Origin of the sequence: Pseudomonas sp. 478, assembly GCF_003254125.1 — a bacterium.
Taxonomy (GTDB): domain Bacteria; phylum Pseudomonadota; class Gammaproteobacteria; order Pseudomonadales; family Pseudomonadaceae; genus Aquipseudomonas.
The window spans coordinates 390094-408381 of sequence record NZ_QKZG01000002.1 but is presented as its reverse complement, the minus strand read 5'-3'; the positions used below and the strand labels follow the sequence as shown (position 1 = coordinate 408381).

Sequence of the window (18288 nt, the reverse complement as noted above, 5' to 3'; positions counted from 1 at the left end):
TGGCACCCTTATTCAAAAGGTAAATACGATGGTCAAAGGTGCTTCACCGCAAAGCAGCGAATGCCCGGTAGCAAGAACACTGGAGGCAATTGGGGATCGCTGGTCGCTCATGATTATCCGCGACGCATTTGACGACATTCGCCGATTCAGCGAGTTTCAAAAGAGCTTGGGCGTGGCCAAAAATATTCTGGCATCGCGACTAAAAACGTTGGTTGAAGTCGGTGTATTCGACGTTCGACCGGCGTCGGATGGAAGCGCCTACAAGGAGTACGTCCTAACGGACAAAGGACGGGAGATCTTTCCGGTTGTGGTCAGTATGAGACAGTGGGGCGAACGCTTCCTGTTCAAGCCGCAAGAGACACGTTCTGTGCTGTTGGACAACGAATCCGGACAGTCTCTGATGCCAATCGATGTTCGCTCATCAAGCGGTCAAAAACTTGGACCGTCTGACTGCCACAGAGTGAGACTTGTTGCCGGCGGGGCGTGAATCGACAGCCGTTTTCAACCGGTCGCGCCGAAGATAGTCTGGATCGAATCTAACCTCTGACTTGCCAGAGGCGCGTCCGAACGAAATGTTGATTGGCAGGACCAGGCCTGAATTCATCCCTCTATTTGAGTATTCAGGCGCCGTAACAAGCGGCTATCACAATGAGTGCGAGAAAACAGACCAACTGCACGCAAAAGAAGGTAAATCGAACCGCCACGAACGTATCGGTTTGCACGTGGGATACGTGAACCAGAGACTGGCACACGCGAGCGATCAGAACGATTATGGACAAGTAATTCACTGCAAGGCCGTCGACACCCAGGGCTGAAATCACCAACACGATGACGCCAAAGACAGGCAGATTTTCCACACAGTTCGCGTGTGCTCGTGTCCCGCGCCGATACCAATCCTCGCCTTCGAGCTGATCGCTTCGGAAGGAAGCAATCGGAACACTCGAGAACAAGATTCTGACCCAGCGATACACCCCGACGGTTGCCATCAACAACAGTAAAGTCCAGGTTGCAAATCCAAGCAGCATCCACATCGGAATCGTCATGGCTGCCATCCTCAATCAAGCATTTTCAGTACGTCATCCCAGCGTCGTGCGACCGACGCGCGGTCGGTCGCCCCCTGTCGATCAATTGCTCATGATGGGTGCCAGTGCGGTCTGAATCCTGGACATCTGTGCAGGTGTTGTCATGCGCGTAAGCAGCTGGCCAAAGTGTGGGTGCTGCACGCCCGAGATGATGTATTGCCAGCGGTAGGCGCTCAGCACGCAGGCGTTGATTTGGGCTGTCTCATCGACACTGAACGATCGTGACGCATTTTGAATGAAGTAGTCGGCATCGGATGCCGATTGTGCCTGCAGGATGGCGTCGACGGCGGCCACCAGCGCAATCAGATCGGTCACTGCCTGGTCGCGGTCGGCCGGGGAGAGTTTCGCGTGCTCCGCCTCCCACTCCAGTTCATCGAGTACGACGTGCCGGCTTTCATCCTTCCAGTGAAATTTGAAGACATCCTTGAAGAGTGGGCACAACTCCTCGCGCGGGGCGATGCTTTGCACGTAGTGCGTCTGAACAAACAGCTCGATATGGCAGGTCAGTGCCAGCACTGACCAGGTGCTGGCCGCCAGTACCGCGCGCGCCACATCGTTTGGATCGGCAACCTGACGATATCCCGCCGGCAATTGCGTACTAATCATCGTTTCAATACGCCGGAACAGCTCCTGATGCTTGATCTCGTCGTTGGAAAAGCGCACCAGCGCTTCGAGTGCGAGCTGATCGTCAAACACATGGGCCCGGCCTTGATCGAGCATTTTGGCACTGATAAAACGCTCGACCAGGCCAAAGATATACGCATAGGTTCGGCCCTGAATCTGGCTGAGCAGGCGCACCTCGTCCGCGGTGAGAAAGGTCAGGCGGTCGATCCGCGATAGTCCGTCGGGCAAGAATTTTCGCGAGAAGTCGAAGCTACGGTCCTGTAGCAAATCACGATCGATCTGCCATTCCGCTTTCTTCGATGATCTGACGATTTGAGCATAACGGTCGGCGTTGCCTGAATCTGAGCGGGGTAGGGTAGCTGCGGTGTTCATATTGATCTCCGGCTTGCGTGGTCGAGTTGGAATGGGCCAATTACGGTTAACGCGGGGGCAATGACCATTGGTGAAGTGTCTGGGGAGCGTCTCGATCACTGAGTCCACGTTGGTGCTAATCTAGGCCTCGCAGTTCAGGCGGCGAATGACCAGTGCGCCTGATTACATGCTCCGGACTCCGGAAAGGAGGGCTGGCAATTGTTGGATGCGCTATCTGATGTCTTGCGGGTGATTCGGCTGTCTGGAGGGGTCTTCCTCGAGGCGGAGCTCACTGCGCCCTGGTGCATCAGCGGAAGAATCTCTGCAGACGATTGCAAACCGTTCCTGGCGGCACCTCGACATGTCATTGCGTCGCATTTTGTCGCGGCGGGGCACATGCAGTTGCGAATCGACGATGGCGCCACCCTCGACGTGCGGGCAGGCGAACTCATTCTGCTGCCTCGCAATGACGTTCATACTTTTGGCAGTGATCTGAGCATTGCGCCCATGTCGGCGCGCGAAGTTATTCAGCCGCCGGAAGTCGGCGGCATCTCACGAATCAAGTACGGCGGGGGCGGCGAGACCACACAGCTACTGTGCGGATTCCTCGGCTCTGAAACACCGTTCAGTCCGTTGCTTTCGTCGCTGCCATCCTTATTGAAGCTAGATGTCCGCACGACGGCTTCGGGGGCCTGGATTGAAAGCTCATTCCGTTTCGCTGTCAGTGAGATCGCGGCGGGGCGCGTCGGCTCGGCAACGGTCATCGCCAAGCTATCCGAACTGCTGTTCGTCGAAGCCGTCAGCCAGTATGTCGCGAACCTCCCCGCTGAACGGCGCGGGTGGCTGGCGGGTTTGCGAGATCCGCATATCGGGCGCGCATTGGCGCTGCTCCATGCCCGTCCAACCGAGGGCTGGACGGCAGAAGCCCTGGCGCTTGAAGTGGGCATGTCGCGCTCGGTATTCGCGGAGCGATTCACGGCATTGGTCGGACAGCCACCGATGCAATACCTGACGCTTTGGCGTATGCACGTGGCGGCTCAACACCTGCGCGAAGGTCGCGGGAATGTGGCGCAAATCGGCTTTGCAGTGGGCTACGAATCCGAAGCAGCGTTCAGCCGCGCATTTAAACGCCAGTTCGGCACATCACCCGGCACCTGGCGCAGACAATCCGCATGAGAAGGTCCGGTGCCGATGTGCCCGATGCAGCGGGAACTTCGGGGTAATGGCCAGGTCAACAGGGGCCCTGTATCGGCGACGCCGAGCAGCGCTGGTGGCCTGCTTTACGGCAGTGCCGTCCTCGATCCGCCGAGTCTGCCCCTGATGCCAACCAAGAGTTTTCTGCCGGGTCTTATCCTGGCGTTCTGCGCCGTCGTGTCGCTTTGCTCGGTTGCTGCCGAGCGAAAGGCACCCTCGCAAAGTAACAGCGCATCAACCACGCTAATCGAAACCGCCTCTCGACAGTATGAAAATGGCCAGTTGGACCAAGCCGCTGCCACGCTGGAACGTGCCCTGCATATCCAGCCGAACAATCCCGCGACGCTGCATTACCTTGGTGTATTGCGACTTCAGCAGGGGCAGTACGAGCAGGCTGAAACGTTGGCGGCGCGCTCGAACATGCGGGTTGGTCGCAACGTCGAGTTACGCAACCGCAACTTCCAATTGATCCAGGCGGCGCAGCAGGCCAAGGCTTCAAGTACTTCACCCAACGCCAAAGAGGACCTGGTCGCAGTACAGGAGGGGCTCAAAGAGGAGGTCCAAAAGCGCCGCGAGGCAGAAATGGCCGCTGTTGAACAAGCCAACGCTGGCAAATTCGCTAGCGCACAGGCGCAGAGGGTATCGGATTCGCCGACGGCTGGCGGGCCAGGGCTCGAAGGAGAATTGCCAGTGGCTTCCGTCGTGCCAGAGCCCGCGTACGATGAGGTTGAGATTCCCCGCGGCCATTGGCCGCCTCCGGGTAAATGCCGAATCTGGTTTCCTGATCGCCCGCCCGGGCATCAGCCCAAACCCGGCAAATGCAAGAAGCTGCGATATCGGGTTCCGTCAGGAGCCTACCTGGTGCACGGTTGAGTTTCTGAGTGTCCTTTTGGCCGGTTAAGTCGCAATGGTGTTCAGGGTTTGTGCTCCACGTTGAGGGAGGCAGGGGGCGTGGCCGATTTCTGCCTGTCGCCATCGTCAGCTTTGGGTCGATCCAAGTCATACAGCCGCCAATTATCCGCCCCCTGAAAGGCTTCGTTGGAAACCTTTTCTGATAGCGCTGAAGGGCGCACGTGCTGCGGGCATGATGAGGGTTTAGTTAACCATCACCTCGTCCAGTGCCTGTTCGAGGGTGCTGACCGTGCGCTCGATATTTTGCAGCTTTTCGAGTCCGAACAGACCGATGCGGAAAGTCTGGAAGTCGGCCGGCTCGTCGCATTGCAACGGCACTCCGGCGGCGATCTGCAGGCCGTGGTTGGCAAATTTCTTACCGCTCTTGATGTCGGCATCATCGGTGTAGCTCACCACCACGCCAGGGGCCTGAAAGCCGGCGGCGGCCACGCTTTTGATGCCTTTGCCGGTCAACATGGCGCGCACCCGATCGCCCAGAGCCTGTTGTTCGCCGCGGACCTTGTCGAAACCGTAGGCTTGCGTCTCTTTCATCACTTCGTTGAATCGCGCGAGGGAATCGCTGGGCATGGTCGCATGGTAGGCATGTCCGCCCTGTTCGTAGGCCTGCATGATCTGAAGCCACTTTTTCAGGTCGCAGGCGAAACTGCTGCTATGCGTCTGTTCGATACGCTCGAGGGCCAAAGAGCTGAGCATCACCAGGGCGCAGCAAGGGGAGGCGCTCCAGCCTTTCTGCGGTGCGCTGATCAGCAGGTCGACTGCGCATTTGTGCATATCAACCCAAAGCGTGCCTGAGGCGATGCAGTCCAGCACGAACAGGCCACCTACCGCATGCACGGCGTCGCCGACGGCCCGCAGGTACTCGTCGGGCAGGATAATCCCTGATGAGGTTTCAACGTGGGGAGCGAAGACAATCTGCGGCTTCTGCGCCTGAATGGCTGCCAGCACTTCGTCCAGAGGGGGTGGGGCGTAGGCAGCCTGGCGACCCGTGTCGACCGGTCGGGCTTTCATCACCGTGGTGGCCGCCGGGATGTTGCCCATCTCAAGGATCTGGCTCCAGCGATAACTGAACCAGCCGTTGCGTATCACCAGGCATTGCTGGTCGGTGGCAAACTGTCGCGCCACCGCTTCCATGCCGAATGTGCCGCTGCCAGGGACCACCGCAACAGCCTGGGCGTTGTAGACCTGTTTCAGAGTCCTGGAAATGTTCTTCATCACGTCTTGAAATGACTGCGACATGTGGTTGAGCGAGCGGTCGGTGTAGACCACTGAGTACTCGACCAGCCCCTCGGGATCGATACTGGGATATAGCTTTGACATGGGGTGACTCCTCTGACAGAGACTCAGTGGTATCGACCCTGCCCTAAGCTTTGGCAAATGACAAGATTGCTCGGGATTGATTTTCGACTTCTGTCGAGTGGCTGGCATCATCAGGTCGGTTACTTGACGTAGCAATGCTCGCAGGTGGCTGCTGAGTTGTGGGAGGGTGGGCCTTAAAGGTTCCTGCCTGCTTACGTTCGGTCGATAACACCCTGTCGCGAGGGGCTGCAATCGACCCAAGGCGGACGTCTGACTTGTGACTCCCGAGCAAGGAATGCCTTGAGCGCTGATGGCGATAGAGTGATGGCGTCAACGGCGTTTACCGCCCCCTGGATAATTATTGCTCCCAGATATGGAACTACAGTTGTGCCAAGGGGGTTGAAGGCATGAGCAAATGTTATCCGGCTGTGAGCCGTTTTTGCGGCGCCCAAAAGCGAGATCAATGGGGTAGCGATTACTTGAACCATAGTGATGCCGATGGCGAGAACAAATAGAACTCCTAGAACTGCGACGAGCAAGCCGGCGTGCGTCACCGGTATGAAGAGCAGGCAAATCGTTTAGCGGGTGGAAAAGGAGTCACAGTTTTGCGACTAGCTATCGCCTGGACCAACGAGCAAGAACCTCTTAGTCGTGATGTAAGATTATTTCGCTGGCAGGTATCTGCCACTGTCACTTACATTACCAGTTCATATGGTTGCCTCCCAAGTTCTGTAAATAATACCTCGACGTATTCATCCACAATTCCGTTCTCACTCAGCGCGTGATGGAGCCTTTGGACATAATCGGCATTGCTGCCCAATGGTCCCTCTGCACTGGCAATGCAGCCGGCGATGGCTGCTACTGTCGCGTCTGCCTCAAAAAACGGGTGGGTGGGCTCCGCTATAAAGACCAGAGCCGTGGCTTCAGAACCATCCTTTAGGGAGATCGTGGTCCAGATCGGCCGATAGACTCCAGTGGCCATCTCGCGAACCCACAATAGAATTAGTTCCTCTTCCGCTACCTGTTCGGTCAGCCGGAAGGCGATTCCTTCAGTACGGCCGCCGGATTTCAAGGCTAGCATTCGACCAGGTTTATCCAGAGTTGCGCGGTTCGCGAGCAATCGTAAACAAAAGCTGCGATGCCAACCAAGTAGCTTGGCAGCCTGCTGTTCTGCGAAGTTCAGCAAGGGATTCCAGATCAGCGATCCATAACCAAAAACCCAGAAGTCACCCCGGTCGGGGCGCTTCTTCATTGTTTCGCGCATCGATTTTTCGATGCGGTCGAGCGACCACAGAATGTTTTCAGGCAACTCTTTGAAGTTATCCAGGTAGGCCCCAGACGTGAGTAGGTTCTTCGTTAACATTTTTAACAGCCTCCGTTTACGTTCTGCTACTCGATGGTGAGAGCTAGAAGCTCCTAGCCCCTCCGGTCTAAGCGACCTGAATAACTAAAATGCGGTTAACTTTCTGAGCACTAAGTTTTCCTTAGCAAGAAGCAAAACTCTTCCTAGGCTTGGCTCAAGAAGCTGAGGTGCTTACTTCTCAATCTGATCTTGCCGATCCAACTCAGTCGTGCGGCGAATGGTTGTCGCGCGACGATGCGGGATACTTGTCGTTAACTGCCGACATTGGGAGCCATTCGAGCGCGCGATAGCTTTCGATTAATGAGTCGAACAGCGAAAGGTCAGACGGGCTTCTTGCAACGAGTTGCGCACCTGCGACGGCTGCGAAAACCGTCGTACACATCCGTCGGTGGTTAATGCAGTGCATCATTTACAACGCAGTGGAGCGCATGATCAGGGATGTCAAAGCTCCCTACGGTCACCGAGAAAGCCAGGGGGGTGGCGATCTCGGCGTACCGGTGTTTCCATTGAGAAGCGGTTACTGGGCCGGCGAATCCAGCTCAGGAATGCCGCTGTTGTGATCAGCGTAGGCCGCTTGGAAGCTTGGACGTTTTGTCCAGCGCTGCCAGTACGCATCTAAGAACTCAAAACGCTCGTCCAGTGGAGTGGCATTGACCGGGAATTTCGAGAAGGCGATAGCGGTTGCCAGGGTAATGTCCGAGAAGGTCGGGGCATCGCCGCCGAGCAGCCATTCGCGGCCGTCTGACAGATGACGATTGACCAGTGCGGCGTGAGCCAAAGCTTCCTTACGGCAGTGTTCGCCCCAAGCCTCATTCTTGGTCAGTTCTAGCTTGAAGCCGAGTCCGGTGTGCAACACGTGGAACGCTGTAACGATGCGGTACAGGATGTGCACCCACACCCGGTTATCCCACATGTTATCCAGACCCTGTTCCAGTGCGGTCTCTCCCATGATCTTGCGACCGGGATACTCTTGGTCAAGATAACGAACGATGGCAGCCGTTTCGGAAATGTAGCTACCGTCAGCCAGTTGGAGGGTGGGAGTTTCGCCCCACGGGTTCATATTCAAATGACGCCAGCCACGCTGTTCGCCTACAGGGGACATGTCATAGATGGTCTCGGCAAATTGGTCAGCGATACCCTTTTCGTGCATGAACAGACGCAGACGCTGTGGGTTCGGAAAGGCCGAAGGCGAAGTGAAAAGCTGAAGTTTAGTAGTCATGATCGATCCTGCAGATTGGTGGTCGGGCTACCTAACTATCGTTAGGTAGTCAAACCTTAGCGGGTGATTCGACCTGCGTCAACACCTATCTAACATTTGTTAGGTGAAAGTTTTTTACTGGGACTTTCTGGCTGTATTGGTTCGATTGAGGTGAATCGCTCGCTTCAGCCGGGAAAGGGCGCGCAACCTAACATCAGTCGCGAGGCTCACTCGCTTTATCCCAGCTACTGCGGGCTGGAAATACCCCTGAATGATGCTGAACACCTATGTCCGTGCTTCGCACGCGTCGAGCGGTAAAGCCCGTGAGCAGGGGCAGCGAAAGCTTCGAAAAGCGGCGGCTGATCAAGGGTGCAACTGTCTGTGGCACGTCCTCAACGTCTGAGACGTTAACAGCAGGCGTTAGAAGTGATTATGGGAGGCAAGGGGAATGGATATGACGGACGCATCGGCGTTCAGGTGACCTCAAACGGCATATATGCCTGAACCAAGCTGTGTCAGGTGGATCATCTTCCAATTTGGCTTAAAAAGCTCGAGGCCAGGTGATACACAAGCGTTGCCTTTAAAGGCCCACGCTGAGTCCCAGCATAGATGGCCTAGATATTGGACTCACGGTTACGAGATTTTGGAAAAAGAAATGCGTTCTGGGATAGGTCGACATATATCACACTGTTTACGCAGCCCCATTCCCGCCTGCGCCGTCGCATAGCGAAATGCACATACGCTACCGAGCGCCGCTTCGCATTGGACGCGCATGCGGCAAAGCCGTCTGTTCGCTGAACCGAGTCGCTGTCAGTTGCTACGCCGGCAGAGGCCCGGACGCGCGGTATGAATCGACCAGGGCATCGAAAAGCGAGATATCCGAGCGACTTCTAGCAAAGAGCTGGGCACCGAGAATAGCTGCGAAAATTGCACGTGCTCTAGATTCACTCTCACTTGATTCGCACACCTTCGCAGCCAATAGAAGCTTGCTTAGCCATGCAATGTTGACATCAGCAAAGATCTGAATTTCTTTTGTCATCTCAATGGGCAAAGTATCGGTTTCAGCGCCCATGAAACTGCCCAGGCAGAGACGATTGTCGGCCTCAAGCGATCTTCGGAATATTTCAGGAAAGCGACGCAGAGCGTCAATCGGAGACGGGCTTTCTGATTCGATCGTCTCGAGCGCGAGCGCACCGTCCTCCCAATATCGTTTGGCAACGGCAACACCCAGATCGGCTTTGCTTGGAAAATGGTAGTAAATACTCGCCGCTTTGATACCAACATCTTGCGCAAGGTCGCGGAAATTCAAACCATTGTAGCCCTGCGATTGGGCAATTTTCTTGGCCGCCAACAAAATGGCTTCCTTGGAGTTGACGCTCATCTTGGTGCCTTTCGTCTTGGGACGATCTCTTAAATATGGAAAGCTAATTTACAGCATAGACCTACCTTTTGACAGGTAGATTATCAGTGAGAGCAGTGAGTTCAATCTGACTTGGATACTCAGACAGAAGCCGTGCCATCATGGTTCAGCCAGCATCGCCAGTCGATACCAGCGACGTGACGAGATCCCTACGTTCACCGAGAAAGCCAGGGGGGGCGATCTCGGTGCACCGGAGTTTCCATTGAGAAGCGGTTACTGGGCTGGCGAATCCAGCTCAGGAATGCCGCTGTTGCGATCGGCGTAGGCCGCTTGGAAGCTTGGACGTTTTGTCCAGCGCTGCCAGTACGCATCTAAGAACTCAAAACGCTCGTCCAGTGGAGTGGCATTGACCGGGAATTTCGAGAAGGCGATAGCGGTTGCCAGGGTAATGTCCGAGAAGGTCGGGGCATCGCCGCCGAGCAGCCATTCGCGGCCGTCTGACAGATGACGATTGACCAGTGCGGCGTGAGCCAAAGCTTCCTTACGGCAGTGTTCGCCCCAAGCCTCATTCTTGGTCAGTTCTAGCTTGAAGCCGAGTCCGGTGTGCAACACGTGGAACGCTGTAACGATGCGGTACAGGATGTGCACCCACACCCGGTTATCCCACATGTTATCCAGACCCTGTTCCAGTGCGGTCTCTCCCATGATCTTGCGACCGGGATACTCTTGGTCAAGATAACGAACGATGGCAGCCGTTTCGGAAATGTAGCTACCGTCAGCCAGTTGGAGGGTGGGAGTTTCGCCCCACGGGTTCATATTCAAATGACGCCAGCCACGCTGTTCGCCTACAGGGGACATGTCATAGATGGTCTCGGCAAATTGGTCAGCGATACCCTTTTCGTGCATGAACAGACGCAGACGCTGTGGGTTCGGAAAGGCCGAAGGCGAAGTGAAAAGCTGAAGTTTAGTAGTCATGATCGATCCTGCAGATTGGTGGTCGGGCTACCTAACTATCGTTAGGTAGTCAAACCTTAGCGGGTGATTCGACCCGCGTCAACACCTATCTAACATTTGTTAGGTAAATCTTTTTGTGTGCCGTCGCGGTTGATACCGTCTCTCAGCGTCTGCATAGCTGAAGGCGGGGGCAGAATGACGCCGGACGGTAGAGCGAATGCAAATGACTGGTCAGGTCGAATGCGAACAGGTGGTCAAGTGGAGTGCAATTTCGCACCGAACCATAAGCTCAATAAAGTTATTCATGTGAACAAGACCGACGTTGCAATGGTGAAGACAGGGAATTCATGCTGATAGGGGCTGCCGCCGAGATATTGCCGATGCTGCTTGAAAGGATCGAGGCGGGAAAAACCTGAGGCGCTTGAGCTTTGAAGCTGCATTGAGCACGCGGCCTGCCCATTAGACCGCTACAGACGTCTGAAATGTTTATTTCTCAGACACTTACCCTTTTACGAATAGGCTTTATAGGGAATTTTAGAGCGATTATAGAGTGGTACTGGCGCTGGCTCCGCCGACGCAACATTACCCGAAGCACCGATATGTCAATGACCAAACCGCTTTGTCACCATGAGCGGTAGAGAACGTCCCTTTGCAGCCATCCGTAAACGCTCAGACACGCACTCCCAATCTGCGGAACGGATGACGTGAGCCGCCTGTCAGGCGCGGACCTGGTCGAATAGCTTTTGCAGAAATACATCACCCGCCACAGAGTCTGAAAGCAAGTAATGTCCAGACCAATTGTCCCAGCCGGCCGCCAGGTTGAACTCAGCACACTGGAAATTTTGGTGAATTTGTTCACTGATGCCTATGACGGATGAACCCACCCGTTTGAACCCTCGAAGTTTGGTCAAATCTTCAGCTATCGATAGCCAACAAGCGTCTGACAACTCATTGAAATCAAGTGCCAGATGACCATTAGCTGCCTTATGGAGAGTTGGGTTCATTCGTTTCCGTCCAAGATGTGACGTGAAGGGAAATGCACAAGCGTGGTTGAAAACGGACCAAGAATACACATCAGTTCTCGCTTGCTGCATAAGCTACTGTTTCGCCAATAGAGTGTCCACGGACCGCTTTTGGCCGATTTCAGCCTGTCGATTGATCCGCATGCGTCCGACCAAGTCATCTACCCAATCTCGCAAAGCCAAGAAACGCCGCTGCGCGCCCCAGCGGGAGCAAGCTTCCTCGCCACAGGTGTGAAGTTCACCTGAACATCCTTAACTGACTGACATTGGGGCAAGCCCGGCTTCCACAGATCTCGCGCCGGACTTGGCGGTGCGCATGACCTCTCAGTACTAAAGGAGGTGCCAATGAAAGCTAAAGGATCATTCCAGTCTGGCGTCACAGGTTTAGGCTCAATCCCATGATCAAAAGATACCGGCTGCGATGGCCCATCCACCTCTGCATCTTAAAACACTGTTCGCCTGAACACTTGATGCAGCACGTCTCCCGCTGAGCTCGTCAATGACGACAATCAGACCCGCCTCACAGCCTGCGATATGAGTAGAAGACCTCACCTGATTTCCGGGTTTCCAGAGTAAAAGAGGATTTATCATGAGCAGCACTTTCTTCATTCCATCCGTGAACATGATGGGCATTGGCAGTCTCGACGAAGCGATGCTCGCCATCCGCAAATATGGTTTCCGTAAAGCCTTGATCGTCACTGATGCAGGCCTGGCCAAAGCCGGCGTGGCCGCCAAGGTAGCCATCCTTCTGGCCCAGCAGGACATCAACTCCACCTTGTTTGATGGCGCCAAGCCGAATCCGACGGTCAGCAATGTCGAGAAAGGTCTTGAGCTGCTGGGGCGTAGCGACTGTGATTTCATTATTTCCCTGGGCGGCGGTTCACCCCATGACTGCGCCAAGGGCATTGCCCTGTGCGCCACCAACGGCGGGCACATCAGTGATTACGAAGGCGTGGATCAATCCGCCAAGCCACAGATGCCGTTGATCGCGATCAATACCACCGCTGGCACGGCGAGTGAAATGACCCGTTTCTGCATCATCACCGACGAAGTCCGGCACGTGAAAATGGCCATCGTCGACCGTAACGTCACCCCACTGTTGTCGGTCAACGATCCTTCGCTGATGGCAGGCATGCCCAAAGGCCTGACCGCCGCCACCGGCATGGACGCGCTGACCCACGCTATCGAAGCCTACGTTTCGACGGCGGCAACGCCGATCACTGATGCCTGTGCACTCAAGGCCGTGGAATTGATCTCGGCCAACCTGCGCACTGCCGTTGCCCAGGGTGACGACATGACCGCCCGGGAAAATATGGCTTACGCGCAATTTCTTGCCGGCATGGCTTTCAACAATGCTTCTTTGGGTTATGTCCACGCCATGGCGCACCAACTGGGTGGTTTCTATGACCTGCCTCACGGCGTCTGTAATGCGATCCTGCTGCCCCATGTCGCCAGCTTCAACGCCAGCGTATGCCCGGCCCGGTTTAAAGACATCGCCAATGCAATGGGGGTCGACACCCAGCATCTGGATGCGGAAAAAGGCGCCGCCGCGGCCATCACCGCCATCCGTAAACTGTCTTCGGATGTCGGTATTCCGAGCGGCCTCGCCGAACTGGGCGCCAAGGCCGACGACATCCCGATCCTGGCAACCAATGCCATGAAGGATGCCTGCGGCTTTACCAATCCGCGTCCTGCCAATCAGGACGAGATCGAGCAGATTTTCCATACCGCGATGTAACCGATGTGAAGTGGCGCCAGCCCGATCAAAAGCCCCGCCTTCGGTTCAATGCTGTTCACTTAAGAGAGTCTGGAATCGGAGAAACCTGTGGCGAGCGAGCTTGCTCGCGCTTGAGTGCGTAGCACTCACAAAAATCGGCAATGATTGTCAGATTTTTGGGGCCGCTACGCAGCCCAGCGCGAGCAAGCTCGCTCGCCACAGAGATACGCACGATCCAAGAGCGCGCTTAAGTGAACAGCATTACGCCTTCGGTTGAACTTAACCCGGCCAGCTTTCGCGTCAGAAAATACCTCGCACCCATCCATTTGCGGCCCCGCATCTCGCTCTTTCTGATTCGTGGGCTTCTTTCACTCAGCCAGTTCTTCCGGTGAAATCACCCATACGCTGCACGGCATTTTGTACAGCAGGTGTTCCACCGTACTGCCGACCAATCGACCAATGCCCCGATGGCCGACCCGGCCCATGACGATGACGTCGATGTCATAGGCATCCGCGTAACTGGAGAGAACCTTGGCCGGATTGCCCATGATCATGTGCTGGTTCTCCGGAGGAATACCATTGCGCTCGGCCAGCTCGCGGAAGGCATCGCTTTGTGCATCGAACAGCGTCTTGGCGGTACCTGAGGAAAAGAATGCAGAGGCGTTGTCGAAGCCGAATTCGTCGGTGCTGATGGAAGACAGGTCATGGGCATAGATCACATCCAGCGTCGCGTTACAGGCGCTCGCCAGTTTTGCGGCCTCGCGCAGAATCCGGTCGTTGAAACCTTCGTATTGGTTATCGCGATGGAAAGGGTCAACTGCGGCGACAATCTTGCGTGGCAGGGGGTGCCGCACGTGACTGACAAAATGCAAAGGCACGGGGCATTCGCGCAGTAAATGGATATCGAGGGGCGTGAACATCAGGCGTGATAGCAGCGATTCGTATTCGAGTGCCTTGATCAGTGCGGTCATCGGCTGTTCTTTGAGGTGAATGAGGATTTCCTGCAAGGGTCTTTCCACCCAGATCACTTCAGTGGTGACGTGCACTCCGATTTTTCGTAAGGGACGGGCCTGCTCTTCCAGCCATTGGCGATGACGCTCGACATACCCGAGTCGCATCTGCTCCAGCGCTTGTTCGTTGACCATGCCGGCCGTTGCCAACCCTTCCAGGTAGTCGAACGCCACAATATGCAGTGCCGCACCCGAAGCCTTGGCCAACGCTGCGGCCCGGTCGAACGCGGGGCTGTTTTCCATCAAGGGCGAGACGACCAGCATCAAACGTAATTGCTCAGACATGACAAATCTCCCGTGGGTAATCCAGAAACGCTTGCGCTCAATGGCAACGGTGCGTTTGGGCAGTGAAACCTTAGGCTCATCCTGCCGCTGGCCGGGGAGGCAGGATTGATTTTTGTCAAACAGGCGGGGAACGGAAAAAACCGTCCGACATGCGGTTAGTTCCTGATAAAGATCAAGTCGTCCCAGGCAGGAACGCTCAATCTGGATGCCTGTTCACTTCATCCAGATGGCCGCGTGCCGAGGTGCCCCATGTCGCAGACTCAGCGTTTACTGTTAATAGCCCCCCCAGCCATGACCCGCACGCCCGCGTTCGACCGGGCCGCCGCGTTGGCGCTCGCCATGCAACTGCCGTTGCACATTGTGGCGTTCGATTATTTGCAGGCCCTGGCGGTGGCTGGCCTGTTCGCCCCTGAACAAATCAGCCTGGCCCGGGACGGCTATTTGCAAACCCATCGGCAATGGCTCGTGGAGCAAGCCGGCCTGATGAACAAACACGGGGTCGAGGTCACCAGTGAGGTGGTGTGGGTACAACATCCTTATGAGGAAATCCTGCACTTCGTCAACGAGATGCCGCTGGCGCTGATCGTCAAGGACGCCCAGGAAGAATCGGCATTGAAACGGGTGTTTTTTACGCCGCTGGACTGGCAGTTGCTGCGCGATTGTCCGGTACCGGTGCATCTGGTGACCAATGCCCTCAACCCACGCCCCCGCAACGTGCTGGCCATCGTCGATGTGTTGCGCAGCGAAGACCAGGACCATGTGTTCAACGACCAGATTATCGACGCTGCGACCAAGCTGGCTGAACAGTGCGATGCCCGGCTGGAACTGCTGCATGCCTTTGACTGGACGGCCGTGTATGCGCAGGACATGGGATTCGGTGCGCTGCCGCTGGCCGTCGGGGTTTATGAAGCGTTGGGCGTGGCTCAGGCCGAGGCATTTGCGGCCCTGGCAGAGCGTCACGGCGTGCCACCGGAATGTCGGCACTTCATCGAGGGCGCACCAGTGTCGAGTATTTGTGATTTCGCCACCGACCACCGCACCGATGTCATCGTAATGGGGACGGTGCAGCACAAGGGGTTGAACAAGCTACTGGGGACCACCGCCGAACAACTCCTGCATCGGGCGCCATGCAGTGTGCTGGCGATAAAACCGGGCAAGATGCTGCAATCCTGAGCGCTTGAATCGCCCCGCAATGAACCGTTGGCCGGAACATCGCGGGGCGATTTTTTTACAGGTAAAGACGATGAATGACCTGACGGCTGTCATCAGGATCATTATGCCTCTCGAAACCCAAGGCCTTGGCCAGGTCGCGCATCTGCGCGTTGCTGGAGGCGTCCACCGAATACATCTGACGAAAACCGTTCTTGCGGGCGGCCTTGATCAGATGCTCCATCAGTAACGTGCCAAGCCCCAGGTGCTTCCATTCATCGGCGACCGTTACGGCGCATTCACATTCATGTTCGGCTGTGGCCGCATAGCGGCTGACGCCAATCTCGATCAACTGGCCGTTTTCGTGGACCAGCGCGATATAGGCCATGCGCTGTTTGTTGTCGGTGTCCATCAACTGATTGAGCATGGCGGCGCCGGGCTCGTTGATTTGCGCAAGAAAACGCATGTGCCGGGACTCGGGTGACAGCCGTTTGATAAAAGCGTATTCACGCTCGCGGTCTTTTTCCGCCAGCGGTCGGATCAGCACGTGACGACCATCCTTGAGCGCTTCAATCCAGTATTGTCCGGTCACCGCGGCGTAGGCGGCAGCGGCCCGATCATTGTGGTCTTTGACAGTGAGCATGGGGTGGTCCTCCATCCGGTTTGTAAGATTGGCGCGCGGTGACAAATTCCGCGGTTCGTTCCTTTCTACGCTGCCGCTGGCGTCACAATCTGATCTGGATCAGAGAGACGTAACGTGGCATTCATTTACGCGTGTTTGATGTAAATCAACCTGGGGGAGGGGGCAACGAGCGCATCTTGGAACCTCCGGCGCTTAATGACCGGTGTCGAGCTGAGGTGTGTGATGGGTCAATATCAACGTTTGTTGCTGATCGCCGACCAAACCCTGCATCAGTCCCCAGCCATGCTGCGTGCCGTCGCGCTGGCCAAGGCGAGTGGCGCCGTGCTGGAGGTGCGTGCTTTTGTCGAACCCGCGCCGATCGTGCATGTGTGGGAAGAGAAAATCGACGACGCAGGGTATCAGCGCTATCTGCGCCGCTATCGCCGCTGGGAGGCCGAAGAGCTCGAGCGACTCAGTGGCCTGGGGCTGGAGGTGACGGTCAAAGTCGTGTTCACGACCCATCCGCTGCTGGATATATTGAACGCGGTCGAAGACCTCAAGCCCGACCTGCTGATCAAGGATGTCACCCTGGAGCCAGCGCTCAAGCGGGTGTTCATCACTCCGCTCGATTGCCACTTGCTGCGCGAATGCCCGATCCCCGTGCACCTGGTCAATCAGGCCCGTTACGGTTTGCCGCACCGGGTCGTCGCCGCGGTGGACCCGTTCGACCCCTCAACCCAGATCAGTGGCCTGAACGACACGATCATTCAGACCGCCAACGCACTGGCCTTGCAATGCGACGCGCCGCTGCACCTGCTTTACGCCTATGACTTGTCGCCAGCCTTCAATGGCGATGCGCCGCTGGTCGGCGGTGGCTGGAGCGTGGACTACGTTGAGGAGCTGCGTGAATCCCTGCATCTGGCCTTCATCACCCTGGCCGATCGTTACGGCGTTCCGCCGGAGCGTCGGCATTTCGTCATGGGCCTGCCGGTGCCGGTGATCAGCGAGTTTGTCGAGCAATACCTGGCCGATGTGGTGGTGATGGGCACGGTGCACCGGGTGGGGATCGACCGCTTGATCGGCAGCAATACCGAACGGGCGCTGTATTCGGTGCCGGGCAGTATTCTGGCGGTCAGGTCGCGCATCAGGGAGTGAGCACGATCGCGCCATTGAACCGACCTGCCCTCAAGTACGCCAGTGCCTGATTGGCGTCGTCCAGAGCAAAACGGGTGATGTCGCAGTGCACGGGAGTGTGCTGCAACTCTTCAAAAAACCTCGTGCCGTCTTCGCGGGTCAGGTTGGCCACCGAACGGACGCTGCGCTCGCCCCACAGCAGGCGGTAAGGAAAAGCGGGGATATCGCTCATATGAATACCGGCGCAAATCACACAGCCGCCCTTGACTGTGACGGCCAGCGCCGCCGGCACCAGCGCGCCTACGGGGGCGAAAATCAGGCTGGCATCGAGCAGGTGTGGCGGAGGCTGATCCGAAGGGCCGGCCCATTCGGCGCCCAGTGAGCGGGCATAAGTCTGGCCTTCGTTGTCATCCGGTCGGGTGAAGGCATACACCTGCTGCCCCCGGCCCCGCGCCACCTGAATGGCCAAATGTGCCGCTGCCCCGAAACCATAAAGGCCCAGGTGGCGTGCGTCTTTGGCCATTTGCAGGGCCCGAAAGCCGATCAGCCCGGCACACAGCAGCGGTGCCGCTTGAATGTCCGAGAGCACCTCGGGAATAGGGAAACAGAAACGCCTGTCGGCAACGGTGTATTCGGCGTAACCACCGTCCAGATGACAACCGGTGAACTGCGCTTGATCACACAGATTCTCCCGGCCCGAGCGGCAGAACAGGCACTGGCCGCAGGTCCAGCCAAGCCAGGGAACGCCCACCCGCTGGCCGATCCAGTCGGGTGTAACTTCGGCGCCCACTGCGGTGACTTCACCGATAATTTCATGTCCCGGCACCCGCGGCAGTACCGCTTGTGGTAATTCACCGTCCACCAGGTGCAGATCGGTGCGGCACACGCCGCAAGCCAGGACTTTGATTAGCAGTTGGTATGGGCCGGGTGTCGGGATGGGGCGCTCTTCCCGTTGCAACGGCTGGCCGGGAATATGCAGAACCATGGCACGCATGAGGATTCTCCAGACGTGCGG

Annotated in this window: 18 protein-coding genes; 7 read left to right on the top strand and 11 right to left on the bottom strand. The window is 56.6% G+C overall.

The features are described from left to right. The first annotated feature begins 28 nt into the window (after positions 1-28). On the top strand, positions 29-487 hold the full coding sequence (locus tag DFS28_RS05650; protein WP_111448932.1) for a helix-turn-helix domain-containing protein: 459 nt from the start codon (positions 29-31) through the stop codon (positions 485-487). Positions 488-620: 133 nt separating this feature from the next. Here DFS28_RS05650 and DFS28_RS05645 read toward each other — a convergent pair whose 3' ends face one another. Both DFS28_RS05645 and DFS28_RS05640 read right to left on the bottom strand, forming a co-directional pair. Continuing rightward, positions 621-1043 (bottom strand): MAPEG family protein, encoded by a 423-nt coding sequence (locus DFS28_RS05645; RefSeq protein ID WP_111448931.1) that lies wholly within the window; start codon positions 1041-1043, stop codon positions 621-623. 81 nt (positions 1044-1124) lie between these two features. Beyond that, positions 1125-2078: a diiron oxygenase gene (locus DFS28_RS05640; protein ID WP_111448930.1), complete on the bottom strand. Its 954-nt coding sequence runs from the start codon at positions 2076-2078 to the stop codon at positions 1125-1127. A 198-nt stretch (positions 2079-2276) separates the two neighbouring features. On the opposite strand from DFS28_RS05640, the gene DFS28_RS05635 reads away from it, so the two are divergent. Next, a complete protein-coding gene (locus tag DFS28_RS05635; protein WP_111448929.1) occupies positions 2277-3233 on the top strand; it encodes an AraC family transcriptional regulator in 957 nt (318 codons plus the stop codon). A gap of 144 nt (positions 3234-3377) precedes the next feature. Then, positions 3378-4124, top strand: coding sequence for a lipopolysaccharide assembly protein LapB (locus DFS28_RS05630; protein ID WP_111449127.1), 747 nt, complete (start codon positions 3378-3380; stop codon positions 4122-4124). Positions 4125-4346: 222 nt separating this feature from the next. Here the strand turns inward: DFS28_RS05630 and DFS28_RS05625 are convergent, their stop codons facing one another. From DFS28_RS05625 to DFS28_RS05590, 6 genes are all read right to left on the bottom strand, one after another. Next, complete coding sequence (locus tag DFS28_RS05625; protein ID WP_111448928.1) at positions 4347-5480, bottom strand: aminotransferase class V-fold PLP-dependent enzyme; 1134 nt, start codon at positions 5478-5480, stop codon at positions 4347-4349. Positions 5481-6153: 673 nt separating this feature from the next. Further along, the gene (locus DFS28_RS05615) at positions 6154-6822 is read right to left on the bottom strand and encodes a gamma-glutamylcyclotransferase (protein ID WP_111448927.1); all 669 of its coding nucleotides are present in this window, start codon (positions 6820-6822) and stop codon (positions 6154-6156) included. Positions 6823-7339: 517 nt separating this feature from the next. After that, positions 7340-8041, bottom strand: a complete 702-nt coding sequence (locus DFS28_RS05605) for a glutathione S-transferase family protein (protein ID WP_076030804.1) — start codon at positions 8039-8041, stop codon at positions 7340-7342. A gap of 796 nt (positions 8042-8837) precedes the next feature. Beyond that, positions 8838-9401, bottom strand: coding sequence for a TetR/AcrR family transcriptional regulator (locus tag DFS28_RS05600; RefSeq protein WP_111448926.1), 564 nt, complete (start codon positions 9399-9401; stop codon positions 8838-8840). A 252-nt stretch (positions 9402-9653) separates the two neighbouring features. Beyond that, complete coding sequence (locus tag DFS28_RS05595) at positions 9654-10355, bottom strand: glutathione S-transferase family protein (protein ID WP_111448925.1); 702 nt, start codon at positions 10353-10355, stop codon at positions 9654-9656. A 695-nt stretch (positions 10356-11050) separates the two neighbouring features. Next, positions 11051-11338 carry a hypothetical protein gene (locus DFS28_RS05590; protein WP_111448924.1) on the bottom strand — a complete coding sequence of 96 codons (288 nt, stop codon included), beginning with the start codon at positions 11336-11338 and terminating at the stop codon, positions 11051-11053. Positions 11339-11467: 129 nt separating this feature from the next. Between DFS28_RS05590 and DFS28_RS30740 the strand changes: the two genes are divergently transcribed. Further along, the gene (locus DFS28_RS30740) at positions 11468-11602 is read left to right on the top strand and encodes a hypothetical protein (protein WP_256596792.1); all 135 of its coding nucleotides are present in this window, start codon (positions 11468-11470) and stop codon (positions 11600-11602) included. 343 nt (positions 11603-11945) lie between these two features. Beyond that, positions 11946-13094, top strand: a complete 1149-nt coding sequence (gene yiaY, locus DFS28_RS05585; protein WP_111448923.1) for an L-threonine dehydrogenase — start codon at positions 11946-11948, stop codon at positions 13092-13094. A gap of 347 nt (positions 13095-13441) precedes the next feature. Here yiaY and DFS28_RS05580 read toward each other — a convergent pair whose 3' ends face one another. After that, a complete protein-coding gene (locus tag DFS28_RS05580; RefSeq protein WP_111448922.1) occupies positions 13442-14368 on the bottom strand; it encodes a universal stress protein in 927 nt (308 codons plus the stop codon). Positions 14369-14617: 249 nt separating this feature from the next. Here DFS28_RS05580 and DFS28_RS05575 point away from each other — a divergent pair, with 249 nt between their 5' ends. After that, the gene (locus DFS28_RS05575; protein WP_111448921.1) at positions 14618-15541 is read left to right on the top strand and encodes a universal stress protein; all 924 of its coding nucleotides are present in this window, start codon (positions 14618-14620) and stop codon (positions 15539-15541) included. Positions 15542-15596: 55 nt separating this feature from the next. On the opposite strand, the gene DFS28_RS05570 is transcribed toward DFS28_RS05575, so the two are convergent. Beyond that, complete coding sequence (locus tag DFS28_RS05570) at positions 15597-16160, bottom strand: GNAT family N-acetyltransferase (protein ID WP_111448920.1); 564 nt, start codon at positions 16158-16160, stop codon at positions 15597-15599. Positions 16161-16382: 222 nt separating this feature from the next. Here DFS28_RS05570 and DFS28_RS05565 point away from each other — a divergent pair, with 222 nt between their 5' ends. Then, complete coding sequence (locus DFS28_RS05565; RefSeq protein ID WP_111448919.1) at positions 16383-17294, top strand: universal stress protein; 912 nt, start codon at positions 16383-16385, stop codon at positions 17292-17294. Here the strand turns inward: DFS28_RS05565 and DFS28_RS05560 are convergent. After that, entirely contained in the window at positions 17284-18267 is a 984-nt protein-coding gene (locus tag DFS28_RS05560) for a zinc-dependent alcohol dehydrogenase family protein (RefSeq protein ID WP_111448918.1), read from the bottom strand. The two genes, DFS28_RS05565 and DFS28_RS05560, sit on opposite strands and share 11 nt — an antisense overlap. Between the last annotated feature and the right edge of the window lie 21 nt (positions 18268-18288).